We start from the raw sequence: 19,265 nt of genomic DNA, 5'->3' as shown, positions 1-19,265 counted from the left end.
GCCAGAAGTTCACCGACATCGGCAAGAAGAATCAGCAATGGACGGGCAAGAAGACGCTGCTGATGCACGGCGCGCTGTGGCAAGGCACCGTCGTCGCCACCATGGCCGGCTGGCGCACGGACTTCCTCAATCAGATGGGGCTGGTCATCTCCGACAGCATCAAATCCTTCGGCACCGATCAGCGCGCCGTCATCCCGCGCGACCAGATCAAATCGGTGCTCGATTCCGCCGACGTGGTGATCTGGACAACCCGCAACCCGGACGATCAGAAGGCGATACTGGCCGATCCCGAGGTAGCCGGATCGCTCACCACCGCGCAGAACCGCCACATCTTCACCACGAAAGACCAGGCCGGCGCCATAGCGTTCGGGTCACCGCTGAGCTACCCCGTCATCGCCGATCAGCTCCCGCCGCTGCTCACCAAGATCCTGGGCTAGCCCAGCGGGTCCATGGCGGCTGTTTGAGCATTTGCTAAGGCGATTCTGGCAGAGCTCGAAATTCCGTCGGCCGCCCCTCGCACTTGCGCCGATTCCGGAGTTACCGTCGAGTAATGAGCGTGACGGATCTTAGCGGCGACCTGGCCCATGGCCTGCCGGCAGAGCTGCGCGGCAACACCGTATTGGACTACGGCGACCGAGCGCTGATGGTGCAATGCGGCAGTACCGCTGAGGTGTTGGCGTGGACGGACACGCTGCGCTCCATGACGATGCCGAGCGTGGTCGACGTCGTCCCGGCGGCCCGCACGGTGTTGGTGAAGCTGGACGGCCCGCGCTACCAAGGCGTCATCCGTCAGCGGTTGCGCAAGATGCGCGTGAGCGCCGCCCCGGCCGCTGACTCGGAGCGCCGCGCCGACGTCGTTATCGACGTCGTCTACGACGGTCCGGACCTGGCCGAGGTCGCCGGTCAAACCGGACTAACCATCGCGGGAGTGATCGATGCCCACACCGCCACGTTGTGGCGGGTCGGATTCAGCGGATTCGCACCCGGTTTCGCGTATCTGGTCGACGGCGAGCCACGCCTGCGGGTGCAGCGGCGGCCCGAGCCGAGGACTTCGGTGCCGGCCGGCTCGGTCGCCCTCGCCGGTGAATTCAGCGCGGTATATCCCCGCCAGTCCCCGGGTGGCTGGCAGCTCATCGGCCACACCGACGCGGTGCTGTGGGATTTGCACCGACCGAACCCGGCGCTACTGACGCAGGGCATGTGGGTTCAGTTCCGGGCCGTCTAGCCACTGGGCGAGTCGCCACCACAACTAAGGAGATAACCCGTGGCCATGCTGGAGATCCTCCGCACCGGACCGCTCGCTGTCGTGCAAGACCTCGGCCGGCCGGGACTGGCTCATTTGGGGGTGAGCCCGTCCGGGGCTGCAGACCGGGGGGCACACAAGCTGGCCAACCGGCTGGTGGCCAACCCCGACGACCGCGCCACCGTGGAAGTGACGTTCGGCGGGTTCACGGCCAGGGTCCGGGATGGCGACGTCGACATCGCGGTGACTGGCGCCGACACCGATCCCACTGTCAACGGAATCAAGTTCGGCACCAACAGCATTCACCACGCGCGCGATGGCGAGGTGATCTCGCTGGGCACCCCCCGCGCGGGGCTGCGCAGCTACCTGGCGGTCCGGGGCGGCATCTGCGTCCAGCCGGTGCTGGGCTCGCGCAGCTACGACGTGATGTCGGCCATCGGCCCGGCACCGTTGCAGGCCGGCGACCGGCTACCGATCGGCGAGCGCACCGACGACTATCCCGAACTGGACCAGGCACCGGTGGCCGCCCTCACCACCCATGTGGTCGATGTCTTCGTGGTACCCGGGCCTCGCGACGATTGGTTCGTCGATCCCGATGTCCTGGTGCACACCGATTGGGTGGTCTCCGATCGCAGCGACCGGGTGGGGATGCGATTGATGGGCCGGCCGTTGCACCACTGCTACCCGGACCGGCAGCTGCCGAGCGAGGGCGCCACCCGCGGCGCAATTCAGGTGCCGCCCAATGGTTTACCGGTGATCCTGGGACCAGACCATCCGGTCACTGGCGGCTACCCGGTGGTGGCCGTGGTGATCGACGAGGACGTCGACAAGGTCGCCCAGGTGCGGCCCGGTCAGACGGTGCGACTGCACTGGGCGCGTCCGAGGTCTCCGGCGGGTGCTCACTCTGGTGCAGTGAGTGGGGCGTTTTTCTTCGCCTGACTCACCACACAGTTTCGCTAAGAATACATTCCGCGCGACCATTTCAAATGTGCGGCAACACATCCGGCGCAGCCGGGCGGCTCGGTGTATTCCAGCTCACACGATGCTCGCGGTATGCGTGAAATCACTTGACGGCACGGTACATTCGCGTTCGGTGACCTGCGTTATCGCAGGACTGCTTCCCCTTCAGGGATTTACCAGATAACTGGTAATCAACTTACAGGCGATATTGGGCCGTTCCGATTGACCCGCCCTCGTCTTAAATGTGAGCATCGGTGCATACGGCGGGGCCTTCCCCTTGATTCGGGGTGCCCACACACGTCGAAAGCCAGTCTGCGAAGCAGCTTTTCTGATATTCGGATGAGCGCGGTAACCGCTGGCTCGGCGACAGCCGGATGCGGCGGTTTGTGGGGCCTGACGAGAGGGAGCTGTATGCACGCCGCCTGCCGGGATGCCGTCGAGCCGGTCGGCTCCGCATCTCAACGGGGCCAGCTGATTTCGCGAACGGGCGGACGGATATGAGTGTCGTGTCGAGGAAAGGTGGCGTTCGGATGGGCCGCAACCATCGCATCGCGGACTGGAATCCGGAAGACTCCGCGGCGTGGGAGGCCGGCAACAAGAAGATCGCCCGTCGCAACCTGTTCTGCACGATCGCCGGTGACCACGTGGCGTTTTCGATCTGGACGCTGTGGCCCGTCATGGCGTTGTTCATGCCCGCGTCCGTCTACGGTTTCTCCGCCAGCGACAAGCTGTTGCTGGGTGCGGTCGCCACCCTGGTTGGTGGTTGCGCCCGGATCCCTTACACCTTGGGAATCGCCGCCTTCGGTGGGCGCAACTGGACGACCTTCTCGGCCTTGGTGCTACTGATCCCGACGGCCGGCACGATCCTGTTGTTGGCCAATCCCGGTCTGCCACTGTGGCCGTACGTGCTGTGTGCCGCTCTGACCGGCCTGGGCGGCGGCAATTACGCAGCCTCGCTGGCCAACGTGAACGCCTTTTACCCGCAGCGTCTCAAGGGCGCCGCGCTGGCCGTCAACGCCGGCGTCGCCAATCTGGGTGTCGCGGTGATCCAGCTGGTGGGCCTGCTGGTGCTGGCTACCGCCGGGCATCAGGCACCGTACTGGGTGTGCGCGGTGTACCTGGTGTTCTTGGTGGTCGCGGGCATTGCGGCCGCGGTGTTCATGGACAACGTCGACCACGGCACCCAGCTGAGCACCATGCGCTCGATTCTGTTCGAGCGCGACACGGCTGTGATCTCGCTGCTCTACATCGCCACCTTCGGCTCCTGGATCGGCTTCGCGTTCGCCTTCGGGCAGGTGTTGCAGGTCAACTTCTTGGACAGCGGCGAAAGCCCCAGGCATGCGGCGCTGCACGCCGCGCAGGTAGCCTTCATCGGCCCGCTGCTGGGATCACTGGCCCGCATCTACGGTGGGCGGCTGGCCGATCGCATCGGGGGCAGCCGCGTCACCCTGGGCGTCCTGGCCGGGATGACGCTGGGCGCCGGGCTGCTGGTCACGATCAGTACCTTCGACGATCACCACAGCGAAGCGCACTCCGTCAGCATGATCGGCTACGTCACCTGCTTCATGGTGTTGTTCATCCTGTCCGGCATGGGCAACGGATCGGTGTTCAAGCTGATCCCGTCGGTCTATGAGGCTCGCAGCCGCTCGCTGGACATAAGCGAAGACGAGCGTCGTCATTGGGCCCGCGCGAGGTCGGGATCGCTGATCGGCATCTGTTCGGCCGTCGGTGCGCTCGGCGGTGTGGGAATCAACCTGGCGCTGCGCCAGTCTTATCTCAGTACCGGCACGGAAACCTCTGCGTACTGGGCGTTTCTGGCCTCCTACGTCGTGACGGCGGTCATGACCTGGACGGTCTATGTGCGCCGGCCCGTGTCGGCGCCGGGGATGTCCGGCTCAGCCGCAGAAGCCGAGGCAACCCATGTGTGAGCTGGCTCGCAACACGGGCAATGCCACAGCAATTGCTCGGTAACGCAACCGAAACGTCGCAGGCATACACAATTCATATGGCCCCCCAACTGGCCCCACCAGACTCGGCGCCGCTGACCGGCTACCGGATCGCCGTCACATCGGCGAACCGTGCCGAGGAGCTGTGCGCCTTGCTGCGCCGCAACGGCGCGGAGGTGTCCAGCGCCGCGGCCATCAACATCATCGCGCTGCCCGAAGATGAACAACTGCAGAACCACACCGAAGCAGTGATCGCCGAGCCTCCCGATATCTTGGTGGCGCACACCGGCATCGGCTTCCGCGGCTGGGTGGCCGCGGCCGACGGCTGGGGACTTGCCACCCAATTGCTGGCCGCCCTTGCCAAGTCGCGGATCGTGGCCCGCGGACCGAAGGCGACCGGGGCGCTGCGCGCCGCCGGGTTACACGAGGAGTGGTCTCCCAAATCCGAATCTTCGCAAGAAGTCCTGCGCTATCTCCTCGAATCGGATGTCGCCGGTAAGCGTATCGCCGTCCAGTTGCACGGCGCGGCCGACGGCTGGGACCCCTTCCCGGAATTCATCAACGGTTTGCGATCGGCGGGCGCGCAGGTGGTTCCCATTCACGTATACCGTTGGAAGCCAACACCGGCCGGCGGCGACTTCGACCAACTCGTCGCCTCGGTGGCGCGTCGGCAGTTCGATGCGGTGACCTTCACCTCGGCACCGGCCGGCGCGGCCTTGCTCGAGCGTAGCCGCGAGTTGGGCATCGAAGATCAACTGTTGCAAGCGCTTCGCAGTGACGTGCATGCGATGTGCGTGGGGCCGGTTACCGCGCAGCCGTTGGTCCGCGCCGGTATCCCGACGTCGTCGCCCGAACGAATGCGGTTGGGGGCGTTGGCCCGCCATATCGCCCAAGAGCTTCCGCCGCTGCGGTCCTGCACCATCCGCGCGGCCGGTCACGACCTCGAGATCCGCGGAACCTGCGTACTGGTCGACGGTTCGGTGAAGTCGTTGTCGGGATCGGGTATGGCGACCCTACGAGCACTGGCACAACGCCCCGGCGATGTTGTCCCGCGCAACGATTTGCTACGGGTACTTCCCGGCAACAGCAACGACCCGCACGCCGTCGATACCGCCGTGCTGCGGCTACGAACGGCATTGGGCGACAAGAACATCGTCGCGACGGTGGTCAAGCGCGGCTACCGGCTCGCCATCGACCACCCGGAAGATTCCTCATGGCACTGATTCTGGCAGCGCACGGCACTCGCAGGCCGGGCGGCGTGGCGATGATCGAAGGCCTTGCGGCACAGGTCAGTACGCTGGTAGGCAGCCCGGTGGAAGTTGCCTTCGTCGACGTCGTCGGCCCCAGCCCCAGTGAAGTCTTGATGCGCGCGAAATCCGCCGGCCGGCCCGCGATCGTGGTGCCCGCATTCCTGTCGCGCGGATACCACGTCCGCGCCGATCTGCCCGCCCATGTCGCGATCAGTGAGCACCCGAATGTGATCGTCACACCCGCGCTGGCGCCAAGCGGCCAGATCGCCCGGATCGTCAGTGATCAGCTGATGAAATGCGGTTGGAGAACAGGTGATTCGGTGGTTCTGGCCGCTGCGGGAACCTCGGATGACAAGGCGCGTGCCGACCTGCACACCACTGCGACGTTGTTGTCCGCGCTGACCGGATCGCGGGTGAGCCTGGGGTTCGCGGCCACCGGTGACCCGCAACTGCCCGAGGCATTGGAAAACACGGTAGCCCGGGCCCGCGCTCAGGCTCACCGCACCGGTGGACGCGTCGTGCTGGCGTCGTACCTGCTGGCCGACGGCCTGTTTCAACAACGGCTGCACGCCTGTGGCGCCGATCTGGTCAGCGAGCCGCTGTGTACCCATCCCGGCCTGGCTCGCCTGGTGGTGAACCGATTCCGGCGGGCTCTGCCGCCGGTCCTGGCGCCCACCACCCGGCATGCGTCGCGCCGATCGAGCCCGCACCAGCTGGCGCATGGTCGCATCGTGCGTTCGATTCCGTAACGCAAAACGCCTGCGACGAGGCGCGCCGGTGTTCGACATTCCTTGATCTTTGGTCTTAGACCGGCGATCCTGGCAGCATGCCCCGTCGCGAAGAGCCGTCGCGTGGGATTCTCGACCCGGTCGCCAAAATGCTGCGGTTGCCCTTCGGCACACCGGAATTCATCGACCGGATTGTCACCGGCGGGGTCAACCAGGTGGGGCGCCGGACCCTGCGCATGCTGATCACCACATGGGATGCCGCCGGCGGCGGCCCGTTTGCGGCCAGCGCCCTCGCGTCAACCGGGATGGCGAAGACCGCCGAAACCGTGCAGAGCATGTTCATCGGACCGGTCTTCGGCCCACTGCTGAAAATGCTGGGTGCCGACAAGGTGGCCCTGCGTGCTTCGTTGTGCGCCTCGCAGTTGGTGGGCCTGGGCATCATGCGCTACGGCATCCGCTCCGAACCGCTGCACTCCATGCCGGTGGACGCGCTCGTCGACGCGATCGGGCCGACGATGCAGCGCTATTTGGTCGGCGACATCACCGGTGACGGCCGCCGTCCGACTCAGGCGGCTCGCGGCTGGTCGTCCCGCCCGACCTGAACGTAACCGTCGGCTGTGATCCGCACCGGATACACCGGCACCGACACGGCCGGATCGTCCAGGCAGGAACCGTCTTCGAGCGAGAACGCCTGCTTCAAGATGGGCGACTGAACCGTGACACAGCCGTCGCGGTCGCCCACGATTCCACGAGACAGCACCGCGGCCCCGGAGAACGGGTCGACGTTGCCCACCGCGTACACCGAGCCGTCGTCCAGCCGGAACAACGCCGCCTGGGAACCGTCATCGAGCAGCACGCCGACGCCGCGACCAGGAATGAGGTGGTCGTAAGCGCACGCGCTGGTCCACACCTGAATGTCGTTGAGAAGTGTCATGATCCCTTCCTCATTCCTCGGGAGTTGTCGCTTCGCGGACGCGCGGCATGCCAATGGACACAGGGATTTTGCGTCCGGCGTGCTCGGTGAAGGCCACCGTCGAGTCGACGGCATCCGGGGCGTTGACGAACGAAACGAACCGCGACAGCTTGTCCGGGTCGTCCAGCACGCCCTTCCATTCGCACTTGTAGTTCTTCACGTGCCGCTCCATCGCGGCTTCGAATTCCCCGGCCAAGCCGAGCGAGTCCTCACATACAACCTCGCGCACGTGGTCGAGGCCGCCGTCGAGGGAATCGACCCACGGCGCCGTGCGCTGTAGCCGGTCGGCCGTTCGGATGTAGTACATGACGAACCGGTCGACGTAGCGGACCAGCGTCTCGGTGTCCAAATCGCTGGCCAGCAGCTGGGCGTGCTTGGGCGTCATCCCGCCATTGCCGCCGACGTAGAGGTTCCAGCCCTTTTCGGTGGCGATGACGCCGACGTCCTTGGACCGGGCTTCGGCACACTCCCGCGCGCAACCCGAGACACCCATCTTGATCTTGTGTGGTGCCCGCAGGCCGCGATAGCGCAGTTCCAAATCGATGGCCAGCTGCACCGAATCCTGCTGCCCGTAACGGCACCAGTCGGTGCCCACGCAGCTCTTCACCGTGCGCAGCGCCTTGCCGTACGCGTGGCCGGATTCCATGCCGCCGTCGACCAGGCGTTTCCAGATCTCCGGCAGTTGGTCCACCCGCGCGCCGAACATGTCGATCCGTTGCCCGCCGGTGATCTTGGTGTACAGCCCGAAGTCCTGGGCGATTTGGCCGATCAGGATCAGATGCTCGGGCTTGATGTCACCACCGGGAACCCTGGGCACCACCGAGTAGCTGCCGTTCTTCTGGATGTTGGCCAGGAAGTGGTCGTTGGAATCCTGCAGCGAAGCCTGCTCGCCTTCGAGGATGTGCTCCGAGCCGGTGGACGCCAGAATGGAGGCGACCACGGGTTTGCAGATGTCGCAACCCTTTCCGCGACCGAAGCGTTCCAGCAGACCGGAGAAGGTTCGGATCTCGGTTGCCGAGATGATCTCGAAAAGCTCTGCCCGGGACTGGCTGAAGTGCTCGCACAGCGCCTTGGACTGCTCCACGCCCTCGGCTTCCAGCAATTGTTTGAGCAGCGGGACACAGGACCCACATGAGGTACCGGCCGAGGTGCACGCCTTGAGCGCGGGCACATCCGCGCACCCGTCGGCGATCGCGCACTTCAGATCGCCCTTGGTGACGTTGTTGCACGAGCAGATCTGCGCCGAATCCGGCAGTGCCCCAACGCCTAACGCCGTGCCACCGCCGGATTGGGCCGGCGCGATGAGCGCGAGCGGATCCCCGGGCAGCTCGGTGCCGACCATGGGCCGCAGCACCCCGTAGGACGAGGCATCGCCCACCAGCACACCGCCGAGCAGCGTCTTGGCGTCGTCGGAGAGCACCAGCTTGGCGTAGGTCCGGTTGACCGCATCGTTGACGGCGACCTCGAGGCAGTTCTCGGTCACCCCCATCGCGTCGCCGAAGCTGGCCACGTCGACGCCCAGCAGTTTGAGCTTGGTGGACAGGTCGGCTTCGCCGAATTCCGCTGTGCCGTCCAGCAATCGGTCGGCCACTACCTCGGCCGAGGTGTAACCCGGTCCCACCAGCCCGTAGCACCGGCCGCCGATCGCGGCGACCTCGCCGATCGCGTAGATATCGGGATCGCTTGTCTGGCAAGCCACGTCGGTGAGCACCCCGCCACGCTCGGCACGCTCCAGCCCGGCGGCGGTCGCCAGCTCGTCGCGCGGCCGGATGCCGGCCGCGAAGATCACCAGCCCGGCGTCGATGACCTGGCCGTCGGTCAGACTCACCCGTACCGTCGTGCTGCCGTCCGAATGTTCGACCGGCTCGATCGATTCGGTGCCCGTTCCGACATGCACCGAGATGCCGAGTTCACCGATCATCCTGGCCAGCAGTGCACCACCGGCCTCGTCGATCTGCTGGGCCATCAGACGCGGCATCATCTCGATGACGTGCGTCTGCAACCCGAACTGGCGCAGCGCATTAGCGGCTTCCAGGCCCAACAGGCCACCGCCGATGACGACACCGGCGGTGGCGTGCGAGGTTTCCACCGTGCGCTGGGCGTCGGCGCGGATGGCGTCGAGGTCGTCAAGCGTGCGGTATACGTGGCAGGCGCGCAGTTCATGGCCCGGCACCGGCGGCACGAACGCGTACGACCCGGTCGCCAAAACCAAGGTGTCGTAGCCGTGCCGTTGGCCGTCGGCCGTGACCACCGTCTTTGTTGCGCGGTCTATTTCGGTAACTCGCTGGTTGAGTACCAGCCGGACCTGCTCGTCACCCTCGTAATCGTTGCCGGGCAATGCCAGTAACTTGCGATCCCAGCTCTCGGTGTAGGACGTCAACCCCACGCGGTCATAGGCAGCGTCGGTCTCCTCGGCGAAAACCGTGATGCGCCACAGTCCCTCGGTGTCGCGGGCGCGGAGCGCCTCGACGAACCGATGCCCCACCATGCCATGTCCGACTACGATGATGTGACGAGGCGCACAACTGGCGCGCGAAATCCCGTCTGCAGACATGGCTTTGAGACTAACGGCCAGAAATTACGTTCTTTTCGCGCAATGTGACGGTCCTATGACGAGGATCTCACAACTCACAGGAGCCGCTGTGATTAATCGTTCGCTCCCGGCGAACGAGGAGGTGGAACTTTAGCGTGGTCGACTCATGTTTGTACTAGTAGCCGGTCGCACAGGCGCCGGTCACAGGAATCTCACAACGAAGCTCAAGGAATTGAAAGGGAAGCGACATGAGTAACCTCGCACTGTGGTCGCGACCGGCCTGGGACACCGACCGGTGGTTGCGCGACTTCTTCGGCCCCGCCGCCGCGGCGGACTGGAACACGCCGGCGACCAGCGGTTTCAAGCCCGCCGCCGAGATCGTCAAGGACGGCGACGACGCGGTCGTACGTGTCGAACTTCCCGGTGTTGACGTCGAAAAGGACGTCAACGTGGAGGTCGACCGGGGCCGCTTGGTCATCCACGGCGAGCACCGCGACGAGCACTCCGAAGAGAAGGACGGCCGCACCCTGCGGGAGATCCGGTATGGGTCGTTCCGCCGGTCGTTCCAGCTGCCCGCCCACGTCACCGGCGACGCCATTACGGCGACTTACGACGCCGGCGTGCTGACGGTGCGGGTCACCGGTGCCTACGCCGGAAACCAGGCGCAACGCATCGAGATCACCAAGTAATCTCCGCCGGAGAAAAAGTCGAGTCCGGCGGGGCCGCAACGGCTCCGCCGGATTCAGCGTGTCAGGCCCAGCGGGCCAGCAGCTCGGTGGCCCGTCGTCCCAGCGCGGCCTGCAGGAAGGGCCCAAAGCTGATGCGAGCTACACCCAGCGGCCCGAAGGATGCCGGGTCGTCCTGGTCGGGCAGCGCGATCGCATTGACCGGCAGCTGCAACTCAGCGGTCAAGCGCCGCAATGTGTCAGGGTCGTGACGGCCCACCGGATATGCGACGTCGGCGCCGGCGGCGGCGGCCCTATTGAGTCGTGCCACCGCCCGTTCGACGCGATCGGACTCCTCACCGTCCTGACGCAGGAACAGATCCGTCCGGGCATTGATGACCACATGCACCCCGGCCGCGTCGGCCGCCGACCGTAGCTCTCCGACGAATTCGGCGTGTTCCTCAGCCGACCGCAGCCGCTTGCCCTCGGAGTGCACGGTGTCCTCGATGTTCAGCCCCACTGCCCCGGCGCTCAGCAGGCCCTCGATCAGGCGGCCCGCGGGTTGGCCATAGCCGCATTCGATGTCCACCGACACCGGGACGTCGACCGCGGCGGTGATCTGCGCGACCCGGGCGAGGACGTCGTCGAACGACATGCCCTCGTTGTCGGGTTTGCCGATCGAGTCCGCCATCGGATGGCTGCCCACGGTGAGCGCGACAAATCCGGCACCGGTGGCTAGCCGCGCCGACCACGCATCCCACACGGTCGGCAGGATGACCGGGTTGCCCCGCCGATGCAGTTCCAGCAGCGTGGCGGCGAGCTCGGCCGGTGTGCTGCGTCCCGTCATAGGTGTTTGCTCCCGTGGCATCCAGGCTCAACGGCCTGCGTCTGGCGTGTGCCGTGGATAGTATCGAGGGGCATACTGTGATCCGAAACACTGCCGAGGAGATCCGTTGACGAGCACGACTGGCACGACCGAATTCGCCGAACTGCACGACCTCATTGGCGGTCTTCGGCGGTGCGTGAGCTCCCTGAGGGCCCGATACGGTGACAGCCCGGCCATGCGGCGCATCGTCATCGACGCCAACCGCATCCTTTCCGACGTCGACCTGCTCGACACCGACGTATCCGAATTGGACCTGGCCGGTGCCACCGTCCAGCAGTCCGGGGAAAAGATCGTCATTCCCGATACCCAGTACGACAGCGAATTCTGGCGCGATGTCGACGACGAGGGTGTCGGCGGTCACAACAGGTCCTGAACAACCCAAGCCCCCCAGAAAAGAGGGGCTCGGTTCTGTGTACCCTTCGACCTACAGCCCGTTCGAAGAGGAACACACTAAATGAGCGCACCTACGGCGAACCGTCCTGCGTCCGGTGTCTTTTCACCCACGCGCGCCCGTATCCAGCAACGGACCCTACGCACCGACCGGTGGTGGATGTCGCCGCTGCGAATCGATCTCGGCTTCGCCGCATTCCTTATGTATGCGACAGCGCGAGCGTTCCAACAGAATTACTTCTTCGTCGCCAAATACCACTATTTGACGCCGTTCTACTCACCCTGCGTCAGCAAGGGTTGCGGTGAGGCCGGCGACATCTGGCCGCAGTTCCTGCCCGACGTGTGGTGGCTGCCCTACGCCGCACTGTCGCTGCCCTTCCTGCTGCTGTTCCGGTTGACCTGCTACTACTACCGCGGCGCCTACTACCGCACGGTGTGGCAGTCGCCCAGCGCCTGCGCGGTGGCCGAACCCCGCGTGCACTACACCGGCGAGACCAAGTTCCCGCTGATCATCCAGAACAGCCACCGGTACTTCTTCTACATCGCCGGCATCATCTCGGTGATCAACACCTACGACGCCATCGTCGCGTTCCACTCCGACAGCGGACCGGGTGGATTCGGTTTCGGTCTGGGCAATCTGATCCTGCTGGGAAACGTCATCATGCTGTGGATCTACACGCTGTCCTGCCACTCCTGCCGGCACGTGACCGGCGGGCGGCTCAAGCACTTCTCCAAGCACCCTGTGCGGTACTGGATCTGGACCCAGGTCAGCGTGATCAACACACGGCACAAGCTGTACGCCTGGATCACCCTGGGCACGTTGATGCTCACCGACTTCTATGTCGCACTGGTGGCCAGCGGCACCATTCCTGACCTGAGATTTGTTGGCTGACAAGCCATTTCGAGATAAATCAAGTTTAGCTAGCGAGGGTTTCATGGTGGAAATCGAGCGGCACACCTATGACGTGGTCGTGATCGGTGCCGGAGGCGCCGGACTGCGTGCGGTCATCGAAGCGCGTGAACGGGGTTTGCGGGTCGCGGTGGTGTGCAAGTCCTTGTTCGGCAAGGCCCACACGGTGATGGCCGAGGGCGGCTGCGCGGCGTCGATGGGCAACACCAACCCGAAAGACAACTGGAAGACCCACTTCGGCGACACGATGCGCGGTGGGAAGTTCCTCAACAACTGGCGGATGGCCGAACTGCACGCCAAAGAGGCCCCAGACCGCGTCTGGGAGTTGGAAACCTATGGCGCGCTGTTCGATCGGCTCAAGGACGGCAAGATCAGCCAGCGTAACTTCGGCGGACACACCTACCCGCGGCTGGCCCACGTCGGTGACCGCACCGGCCTGGAACTGATCCGCACTATGCAGCAGAAGATCGTCTCGTTGCAGCAGGAGGACTACGCCGAACTCGGTGACTACGAGGCGCGCATCAAGGTGTACGCCGAAACCACCATCACTGAGCTGATCAAGGACGGCGACGCGATCGCCGGGGCGTTCGGCTACATCCGCGAAAGCGGAAACTTCATCTTGTTCGAGGCGCCGGCGGTGGTGCTGGCCACCGGCGGCATCGGCAAGTCGTTCAAGGTCACCTCGAACTCCTGGGAGTACACCGGCGATGGTCACGCCCTGGCCCTGCGGGCGGGCGCGTCGCTGATCAACATGGAGTTCGTCCAGTTCCACCCGACGGGCATGGTGTGGCCGCCGAGTGTGAAAGGGATCCTGGTCACCGAGGGTGTCCGCGGTGACGGCGGGGTGCTGAAGAACTCCGATGGCAAGCGGTTCATGTTCGACTACATCCCGTCGGTGTTCAAGGGGCAGTACGCCGAGTCCGAACAGGAAGCCGATCAGTGGCTGAAGGACAACGACTCGGCCCGCCGCACCCCGGACCTGCTGCCGCGCGACGAGGTCGCGCGTGCGATCAACTCCGAGGTCAAGGCCGGCCGCGGCAGCCCGCACGGCGGCGTCTTCCTGGACATCGCGTCGCGCCTGACGCCGGCTGAGATCAACCGCCGGCTGCCGTCGATGTACCACCAGTTCAAGGAGCTGGCCGGGGTCGACATCACCAAGGAGCCGATGGAGGTCGGGCCGACCTGTCACTACGTGATGGGCGGTGTCGAGGTCGACGCCGACACCGGGGCGGCCACCGTCCCGGGGCTGTTCGCCGCCGGCGAATGCTCCGGCGGTATGCACGGCTCGAACCGGCTGGGCGGCAACTCGCTGTCCGACCTGCTGGTGTTCGGCCGGCGTGCCGGTCTGGGCGCCGCCGACTACGTGCGGGCCCTGAGCAGCCGTCCGACGATCAGCGAAGACGCCACCGACGCCGCGGCCAAGCGGGCACTGGCTCCCTTCGAGCCACCGGCGAACGGCGCCCCCGGGGAGAACCCGTACACCCTGCAGCTGGAACTGCAGCAGTCGATGAACGACCTGGTCGGCATCATCCGCAATGCCGACGAGGTCTCGGAGGCTCTGGCGCGGCTCGACAAACTGCGTGGACGATTCAAGAACCTGCACGTGGAGGGCCAGCGCCGGTACAACCCGGGCTGGAACCTGGCCATCGACCTGCGCAACATGCTGCTGGTCAGCGAATGCGTCGCCAAGGCCGCGCTGCAGCGCACCGAGAGCCGCGGCGGGCACACCCGCGACGACCACCCGGCGATGGATTCGTCGTGGCGCAAGGTGCTGCTGGTCTGCGAGGCGGCCGGCGGCGACGAGGTGATCCCCGAGATCACCATCACCAAGAAAGATCAGACGCCGATGCGGCCCGATCTGCTGGAGCTGTTCGACATCGCCGAGCTGGAGAAGTACTACACCGACGAGGAACTCGCCGGGCACCCAGGACGGAGTGGCAAATGACCTACAACGCGACGATGCGGGTGTGGCGCGGCGACGACGCCAACGGTGCGCTGCAGGACTTCACGGTTGAGGTCAACGAGGGCGAGGTCGTTCTCGACATCATCCACCGCCTGCAGCAGACCCAGACTCCAGACCTGGCGGTGCGGTGGAACTGCAAGGCGGGCAAGTGTGGTTCCTGCTCGGCCGAGATCAACGGCAAGCCGCGGCTGCTCTGCATGACCCGGATGTCCACCTTCGCCGAAGACGAGGTCGTCACCGTCACGCCGCTGCGCACCTTCCCGGTGATTCGTGATTTGGTCACCGACGTCTCATTCAATTACGAGAAGGCCCGAGAGATACCGTCTTTCGCGCCGCCCAAGGACTTGCAGCCCGGGGAATACCGGATGGCGCAGGAGGACGTCCAGCGCTCCCAGGAGTTCCGCAAGTGCATCGAGTGCTTCCTGTGCCAGAACGTCTGCCACGTGGTCCGCGACCACGAGGAGAACAAGAAGGCGTTCGCCGGTCCGCGCTTCCTGATGCGGATCGCCGAACTGGAAATGCACCCGCTGGACACCCGCGACCGGCGCAACGACGCTCAGGACGAGCACGGCCTGGGTTACTGCAACATCACCAAGTGCTGCACCGAGGTCTGCCCGGAAAACATCAAGATCACCGACAACGCGCTGATCCCGATGAAAGAGCGGGTCGCCGACCGCAAGTACGACCCGGTGGTATGGCTCGGTAACAAGCTGTTCCGTCGCTGAGCCGACACCCGGCGCTGCGATCCGGCGCGTCCCGTCCTGGCACGTTAGGTCATCGCGGGACCCGGGTAACCAACCTGCATCCTGTCGGGCCGCCCCGCGCGGCCGGGTACCAACGACCGGAAAGGCAGTCCATGGAATACGTGCGAGAAACCGCCAGCATCAACAACATTCGCACCGCGATCCGGCAATTGTCGGTCCGCGCCCAGCTCGCGCACAAAGAGGGGCGGCACGACGACGCCGCCGAACTCGAGAACCGCATCCAGGGGTTTCGGGAAGAACTGAGTCACCGCCCCTAACCGGCCGGCTAAGCACGGCGATTACGCGCCGAGGCGGCGAAACACACTCCGATGGAACACGATGGGCGCCACATTGGCGTCCACCGTCACTTCGATGACCCGCAACACCACGATGGTGTGATCGCCGGCCGGGATGAGCTGCTCGATGGCGCTTTCCAGCCATAGGCCGGTGCCCTTGATGAATACCGCTCCGGTGGACCGCGACACCGTCTCCAAGCCGGCGAACCTGTCCCCGGTCTTGGCGGCCAGCGTGCGTGCCGCCTCGTCATGCTCCTCGCCGAGCACGCTGATGCCCAGCATCGGCAGATCCTTGAGCTTGGGCCAGGTCGTCGAGGTGTTCTGCACGCAGAACGACACCAACGGCGGATCCAGCGAGACGGGAACGAACGTACTGGCCGCCAGGCCTTCCCGGGTCCCGTTCACCTCGGCGGCGATGGCCACCACACCAGACGGGAAATGACCGAAGGCCTCACGAAGTGTCGACGCTGTCAGCTTGTTATTCGAGTTCACCGGACTTATTCGCCCCTAGAGCCGGAGACAAGATTTCGACTGCGACCCTACCCGGCGCCGGTGGCCCTGGCGTGGCCGCCCTTATCTATTTTCTAAGCGTTCTGCCGAATACCCGTGCGCCGCGGCCACATCCGGATGGGCCCGCAGTCGGCTCTTCCAGGCGTTGCGCCCGTAGACCGAAAAGATCGGATCCGAAGGATCATCCACTCGCTGCGCGCGTGCCTCGAGTTCGTCGGGTAGCGACAGCACCGGTATCTGCGCGTCCAGGCTGGGATTGAAGAAGTACGGCACCGAGATGCGGTCGCCCGCCTGCTCCCGCAGGTTGACCCGGTGCTCGGTGGCTCGCAGGTAGCCGCGCGTCGCCACCTCCAGCAGTTCACCGATGTTGACGATGAGCGCTCCGTCGCGCGGCGGCACGTCGATCCAGCCGTCATCGGGATGGCCTTCTTTCGAGCCGCCCCGCCGTACCTGCAGACCGGTGCTGCCCGGTTCGGCCAGCAACAGGGTCAGCACCCCGGAGTCGCGGTGCGCGCCCACGCCTTGGGCGCTGGCCGCGCTTTCCGGGTAGCGGATGATCTTGATCAGCGTGGCCGGCGCGTCGGCGAAGGCAGCGTCGAAAACGTCGGACGGACTGCCGAGCGAGGCCGCCCAATGCCGCAGCAGGGTGCGGGCCACCGCCGACAGCGCAGCGTCCCACTGCGCGACGATGCCGGGCAGCTCCGGTAGTGCGGCCGGCCACTGATTGGGACCCTGCAGCCACCGATAGTCAGAAGCGTCCAGCCCGTCGATCGGTGGACGTTCCGGCCCGACGTCGATCTGCTCGCGCCAGTCCACCTCGCCGCGGGTCAGCTCGCCGCCGAGCCGCGTGTAGCCGCGGAAATGGGGGCTGCGCACCATCGCGACGGCGTCCTTGTCCGGCTGCGGCAGCGCGAAGAGCTTGCGCGCCGTGTCCAGCACCCGCTTGACCAGGTCCGGCGGCACGCCGTGACCGGTCAGATAGAAGAAACCGACCTGGTGGCCGGCCTCGCGCAGACCGTCCCGCAGCCGGCCGGGATCGGCCCGCAGGTCCACTGTCGGTATCCCCGAGGGCAGCGGAGTGACGCCACACACATCGGTCATCCTCGCACCATTGCCGCAGGTAGATCGGATTTCAACGGCATCCCCAGCAGCTTGCCAACCGGTTGGTTAATTAGGCAATGAAATCTAGCTCACATTGGCTTGCATACCGCTGACGCGAGCGATATTTTAGCGGTGTTACTGGTGGGTAACTTAGACCTAGTACCCAACCACAAGTGGCATTCTCAACGAGGAGGACCGTAGTGAGCCACTACAAGAGCAACGTTCGCGACCAGGTATTCAACCTGTTCGAAGTTCTGGGCGTTGACAAGGCGCTGGGCCAGGGCGACTACGCCGACCTGGACGCCGACACAGCCCAAGAAATGCTGAACGAGATCAGCCGGCTGGCCGAGGGGCCGGTCGCGGACTCGTTCGTTGAGGGTGACCGCAATCCGCCGGTCTTCGACCCGAAGACACACTCGGTGACGCTGCCGGAATCCTTCAAGAAGTCGGTTCAGGCCGTCATCGACGCCGGTTGGGACAAGGTCGGCATCGACGAGGTGCTGGGCGGCATGCCGATGCCCCGTGCGTTGGTGTGGGCGCTGCACGAGCACCTGCTGGGCGCCAACCCGGCCGTGTGGATGTACGCCGGCGGCGCGGGCTTCGCCAACATCCTGTACCACCTCGGCACCGAAGAGCAGAAGAAGTGGGCCGTGCTGTGCGCTGAGCGCGGCTGGGGTTCGACCATGGTTCTCACCGAGCCGGACGCCGGTTCGGACGTGGGCGCCGGCCGCACCAAGGCCGTCCAGCAGGAAGACGGTTCCTGGCACATCGACGGTGTGAAGCGGTTCATCACCTCGGCCGACTCCGGGGACCTGTTCGAGAACATCTTCCACTTGGTGCTGGCTCGCCCCGAGGGCGCCGGACCGGGCACCAAGGGTCTGTCGCTGTTCTTCGTGCCCAAGTTCCTGTTCGACTTCGAGACCGGTGAGCTGGGCGAGCGCAACGGCGTCTTCGTCACCAACGTCGAGCACAAGATGGGCCTGAAGGTGTCGGCCACCTGCGAGCTGAGCTTCGGCCAGCACGACGTTCCCGCCAAGGGCTGGCTGGTCGGCGAGGTGCACAACGGCATCGCGCAGATGTTCGAGGTCATCGAGCAGGCCCGCATGATGGTCGGTACCAAGGCCATCGCGACCCTGTCGACGGGCTACCTGAACGCGTTGGAGTACGCCAAGTCTCGCGTGCAGGGCGCCGACATGACCCAGATGACCGACAAGACCGCACCGCGGGTGACCATCACGCATCACCCCGACGTGCGTCGGTCGCTGATGACCCAGAAGGCCTATGCCGAGGGTCTGCGGGCGCTGTACCTGTTCACGTCGACCTATCAGGACGCCGCGGTCGCCGAGGCCCTGCACGGTGTGGACGCCGACCTGGCTGTCAAGGTCAACGACCTGATGCTGCCCGTGGTCAAGGGTGTGGGCTCCGAGCAGGCCTACGCCAAGCTGACCGAGAGTCTGCAGACCTTCGGTGGGTCCGGCTTCTTGCAGGACTACCCGATCGAGCAGTACATCCGTGACGCCAAGATCGACTCGCTCTACGAGGGCACCACGGCCATCCAGGCGCAGGACTTCTTCTTCCGCAAGATCGTCCGCGACAAGGGAACGGCGCTGGCTCACGTGTCCGAGCAGATCCAGAAGTTCGTCGACAGCGAGTCCGGCAACGGCCGGCTGAAGACCGAGCGGGAGCTGCTGGCCAAGGCACTGACCGACGTCCAGGCGATGGCGGCCACCCTGACCGGCTACCTGATGGCCGCGCAGGAGGACGTGACCAGCCTGTACAAGGTGGGTCTGGGTTCGGTGCGCTTCCTGATGAGCGTCGGTGACCTGGTTATCGGTTGGCTGTTGCAGCGTCAGGCGGCGGTGGCCGTGCAGGCACTGGACGCCGGCGCCAGCGGCGAGGAGCGGTCCTTCTACGAGGGCAAGATCGCGGTGGCATCGTTCTTCGCGAAGAACTTCTTGCCGATGCTGACCAGCACCCGCGAGATCATCGACACGCTGGACAACGACATCATGGAGCTCGACGAGGCCGCCTTCTAGGCCCCGACGGCACGCACAAATCCCCCGCTTCGTGTGCGAAGCGGGGGATTTTGCGTTCAGCGGGCCGTGCTAGACGGCGCGATAGAAGGCCGAACAGCAAAAAGGCCGCCGCTGGAGTGAGGGGATCCAGCG

The 19,265-nt window shown here is 65.4% G+C and carries 19 protein-coding genes; 14 read left to right on the top strand and 5 right to left on the bottom strand.

Going from position 1 to position 19,265, the window contains the following annotated elements; translation table 11 throughout:
- The 7 genes from A5625_RS03665 to A5625_RS03635 form a co-directional block, all read left to right on the top strand.
- Positions 1-437 (top strand): ABC transporter substrate-binding protein (locus A5625_RS03665; RefSeq protein ID WP_156747901.1); only part of this gene is annotated, 437 nt, incomplete at its 5' end.
- 113 nt (positions 438-550) lie between these two features.
- On the top strand, positions 551-1,225 hold the full coding sequence (locus A5625_RS03660; RefSeq protein ID WP_066989143.1) for an allophanate hydrolase subunit 1: 675 nt from the start codon (positions 551-553) through the stop codon (positions 1,223-1,225).
- 39 nt (positions 1,226-1,264) lie between these two features.
- The gene (locus tag A5625_RS03655) at positions 1,265-2,182 is read left to right on the top strand and encodes a 5-oxoprolinase/urea amidolyase family protein (RefSeq protein WP_156747900.1); all 918 of its coding nucleotides are present in this window, start codon (positions 1,265-1,267) and stop codon (positions 2,180-2,182) included.
- A gap of 551 nt (positions 2,183-2,733) precedes the next feature.
- A complete protein-coding gene (locus A5625_RS03650) occupies positions 2,734-4,131 on the top strand; it encodes a NarK/NasA family nitrate transporter (RefSeq protein ID WP_066989141.1) in 1,398 nt (465 codons plus the stop codon).
- An 89-nt stretch (positions 4,132-4,220) separates the two neighbouring features.
- Positions 4,221-5,372, top strand: a complete 1,152-nt coding sequence (locus tag A5625_RS03645) for a uroporphyrinogen-III synthase (RefSeq protein ID WP_156747902.1) — start codon at positions 4,221-4,223, stop codon at positions 5,370-5,372.
- The gene (locus A5625_RS03640; protein WP_066989137.1) at positions 5,363-6,148 is read left to right on the top strand and encodes a sirohydrochlorin chelatase; all 786 of its coding nucleotides are present in this window, start codon (positions 5,363-5,365) and stop codon (positions 6,146-6,148) included. The genes A5625_RS03645 and A5625_RS03640 overlap by 10 nt, the downstream gene beginning before the upstream one ends.
- A gap of 77 nt (positions 6,149-6,225) precedes the next feature.
- A complete protein-coding gene (locus tag A5625_RS03635) occupies positions 6,226-6,729 on the top strand; it encodes a hypothetical protein (protein WP_066989135.1) in 504 nt (167 codons plus the stop codon).
- Here the strand turns inward: A5625_RS03635 and nirD are convergent.
- Together nirD and nirB are read right to left on the bottom strand one after the other, a co-directional pair.
- A complete protein-coding gene (nirD, locus tag A5625_RS03630; protein ID WP_066989133.1) occupies positions 6,693-7,061 on the bottom strand; it encodes a nitrite reductase small subunit NirD in 369 nt (122 codons plus the stop codon). The two genes, A5625_RS03635 and nirD, sit on opposite strands and share 37 nt — an antisense overlap.
- Positions 7,062-7,071: 10 nt before the next feature.
- Complete coding sequence (gene nirB / locus A5625_RS03625; protein WP_082984252.1) at positions 7,072-9,654, bottom strand: nitrite reductase large subunit NirB; 2,583 nt, start codon at positions 9,652-9,654, stop codon at positions 7,072-7,074.
- Positions 9,655-9,881: 227 nt separating this feature from the next.
- Here nirB and A5625_RS03620 point away from each other — a divergent pair, with 227 nt between their 5' ends.
- The gene (locus A5625_RS03620) at positions 9,882-10,322 is read left to right on the top strand and encodes an Hsp20/alpha crystallin family protein (RefSeq protein WP_066989129.1); all 441 of its coding nucleotides are present in this window, start codon (positions 9,882-9,884) and stop codon (positions 10,320-10,322) included.
- A gap of 61 nt (positions 10,323-10,383) precedes the next feature.
- Here A5625_RS03620 and A5625_RS03615 read toward each other — a convergent pair whose 3' ends face one another.
- Entirely contained in the window at positions 10,384-11,145 is a 762-nt protein-coding gene (locus tag A5625_RS03615; protein WP_066989128.1) for an isocitrate lyase/phosphoenolpyruvate mutase family protein, read from the bottom strand.
- Between the two features lie 106 nt (positions 11,146-11,251).
- On the opposite strand from A5625_RS03615, the gene A5625_RS03610 reads away from it, so the two are divergent.
- The 5 genes from A5625_RS03610 to A5625_RS29480 all read left to right on the top strand — a co-directional run bounded on the left by A5625_RS03610 (position 11,252) and on the right by A5625_RS29480 (position 15,468).
- Complete coding sequence (locus A5625_RS03610; protein ID WP_066989126.1) at positions 11,252-11,557, top strand: hypothetical protein; 306 nt, start codon at positions 11,252-11,254, stop codon at positions 11,555-11,557.
- Positions 11,558-11,638: 81 nt separating this feature from the next.
- Positions 11,639-12,466, top strand: a complete 828-nt coding sequence (locus A5625_RS03605) for a hypothetical protein (RefSeq protein WP_066989124.1) — start codon at positions 11,639-11,641, stop codon at positions 12,464-12,466.
- 43 nt (positions 12,467-12,509) lie between these two features.
- On the top strand, positions 12,510-14,429 hold the full coding sequence (locus tag A5625_RS03600) for a fumarate reductase/succinate dehydrogenase flavoprotein subunit (protein WP_066989122.1): 1,920 nt from the start codon (positions 12,510-12,512) through the stop codon (positions 14,427-14,429).
- Complete coding sequence (locus A5625_RS03595; RefSeq protein ID WP_066989120.1) at positions 14,426-15,172, top strand: succinate dehydrogenase/fumarate reductase iron-sulfur subunit; 747 nt, start codon at positions 14,426-14,428, stop codon at positions 15,170-15,172. The genes A5625_RS03600 and A5625_RS03595 overlap by 4 nt, the downstream gene beginning before the upstream one ends.
- 131 nt (positions 15,173-15,303) lie before the next feature.
- Positions 15,304-15,468 (top strand): hypothetical protein, encoded by a 165-nt coding sequence (locus A5625_RS29480; protein WP_197515952.1) that lies wholly within the window; start codon positions 15,304-15,306, stop codon positions 15,466-15,468.
- 21 nt (positions 15,469-15,489) lie between these two features.
- Here the strand turns inward: A5625_RS29480 and A5625_RS03590 are convergent, their stop codons facing one another.
- Together A5625_RS03590 and A5625_RS03585 are read right to left on the bottom strand one after the other, a co-directional pair.
- Positions 15,490-15,978: a flavin reductase family protein gene (locus A5625_RS03590; protein ID WP_066989116.1), complete on the bottom strand. Its 489-nt coding sequence runs from the start codon at positions 15,976-15,978 to the stop codon at positions 15,490-15,492.
- 81 nt (positions 15,979-16,059) lie between these two features.
- Entirely contained in the window at positions 16,060-17,097 is a 1,038-nt protein-coding gene (locus A5625_RS03585; protein WP_066989114.1) for an isopenicillin N synthase family oxygenase, read from the bottom strand.
- A 200-nt stretch (positions 17,098-17,297) separates the two neighbouring features.
- Between A5625_RS03585 and A5625_RS03580 the strand changes: the two genes are divergently transcribed.
- A complete protein-coding gene (locus A5625_RS03580; RefSeq protein ID WP_066989112.1) occupies positions 17,298-19,133 on the top strand; it encodes an acyl-CoA dehydrogenase in 1,836 nt (611 codons plus the stop codon).
- The last annotated feature ends 132 nt before the right edge of the window (positions 19,134-19,265 follow it).

This window comes from Mycobacterium sp. 1465703.0, assembly GCF_001672975.1.
Classification (GTDB): Bacteria; Actinomycetota; Actinomycetes; order Mycobacteriales; family Mycobacteriaceae; genus Mycobacterium.
The sequence above is the reverse complement of the archived record's forward strand: the minus strand, read 5'-3'. Positions and strand labels throughout refer to the sequence as shown.

Bases quoted from the DNA above. Each gene is read 5' to 3' on its own strand.
- A5625_RS03660 (WP_066989143.1), top strand. From the start codon at position 551: ATGAGCGTGACGGATCTTAGCGGCGACCTGGCCCATGGCCTGCCGGCA.
- A5625_RS03650 (WP_066989141.1), top strand. From the start codon at position 2,734: ATGGGCCGCAACCATCGCATCGCGGACTGGAATCCGGAAGACTCCGCG.
- A5625_RS03640 (WP_066989137.1), top strand. From the start codon at position 5,363: ATGGCACTGATTCTGGCAGCGCACGGCACTCGCAGGCCGGGCGGCGTG.
- A5625_RS03635 (WP_066989135.1), top strand. From the start codon at position 6,226: ATGCCCCGTCGCGAAGAGCCGTCGCGTGGGATTCTCGACCCGGTCGCC.
- nirD (WP_066989133.1), bottom strand. From the start codon at position 7,061: ATGACACTTCTCAACGACATTCAGGTGTGGACCAGCGCGTGCGCTTAC.
- nirB (WP_082984252.1), bottom strand. From the start codon at position 9,654: ATGTCTGCAGACGGGATTTCGCGCGCCAGTTGTGCGCCTCGTCACATC.
- A5625_RS03620 (WP_066989129.1), top strand. From the start codon at position 9,882: ATGAGTAACCTCGCACTGTGGTCGCGACCGGCCTGGGACACCGACCGG.
- A5625_RS03615 (WP_066989128.1), bottom strand. From the start codon at position 11,145: ATGACGGGACGCAGCACACCGGCCGAGCTCGCCGCCACGCTGCTGGAA.
- A5625_RS03605 (WP_066989124.1), top strand. From the start codon at position 11,639: ATGAGCGCACCTACGGCGAACCGTCCTGCGTCCGGTGTCTTTTCACCC.
- A5625_RS03600 (WP_066989122.1), top strand. From the start codon at position 12,510: ATGGTGGAAATCGAGCGGCACACCTATGACGTGGTCGTGATCGGTGCC.
- A5625_RS03595 (WP_066989120.1), top strand. From the start codon at position 14,426: ATGACCTACAACGCGACGATGCGGGTGTGGCGCGGCGACGACGCCAAC.
- A5625_RS29480 (WP_197515952.1), top strand. From the start codon at position 15,304: ATGGAATACGTGCGAGAAACCGCCAGCATCAACAACATTCGCACCGCG.
- A5625_RS03585 (WP_066989114.1), bottom strand. From the start codon at position 17,097: ATGACCGATGTGTGTGGCGTCACTCCGCTGCCCTCGGGGATACCGACA.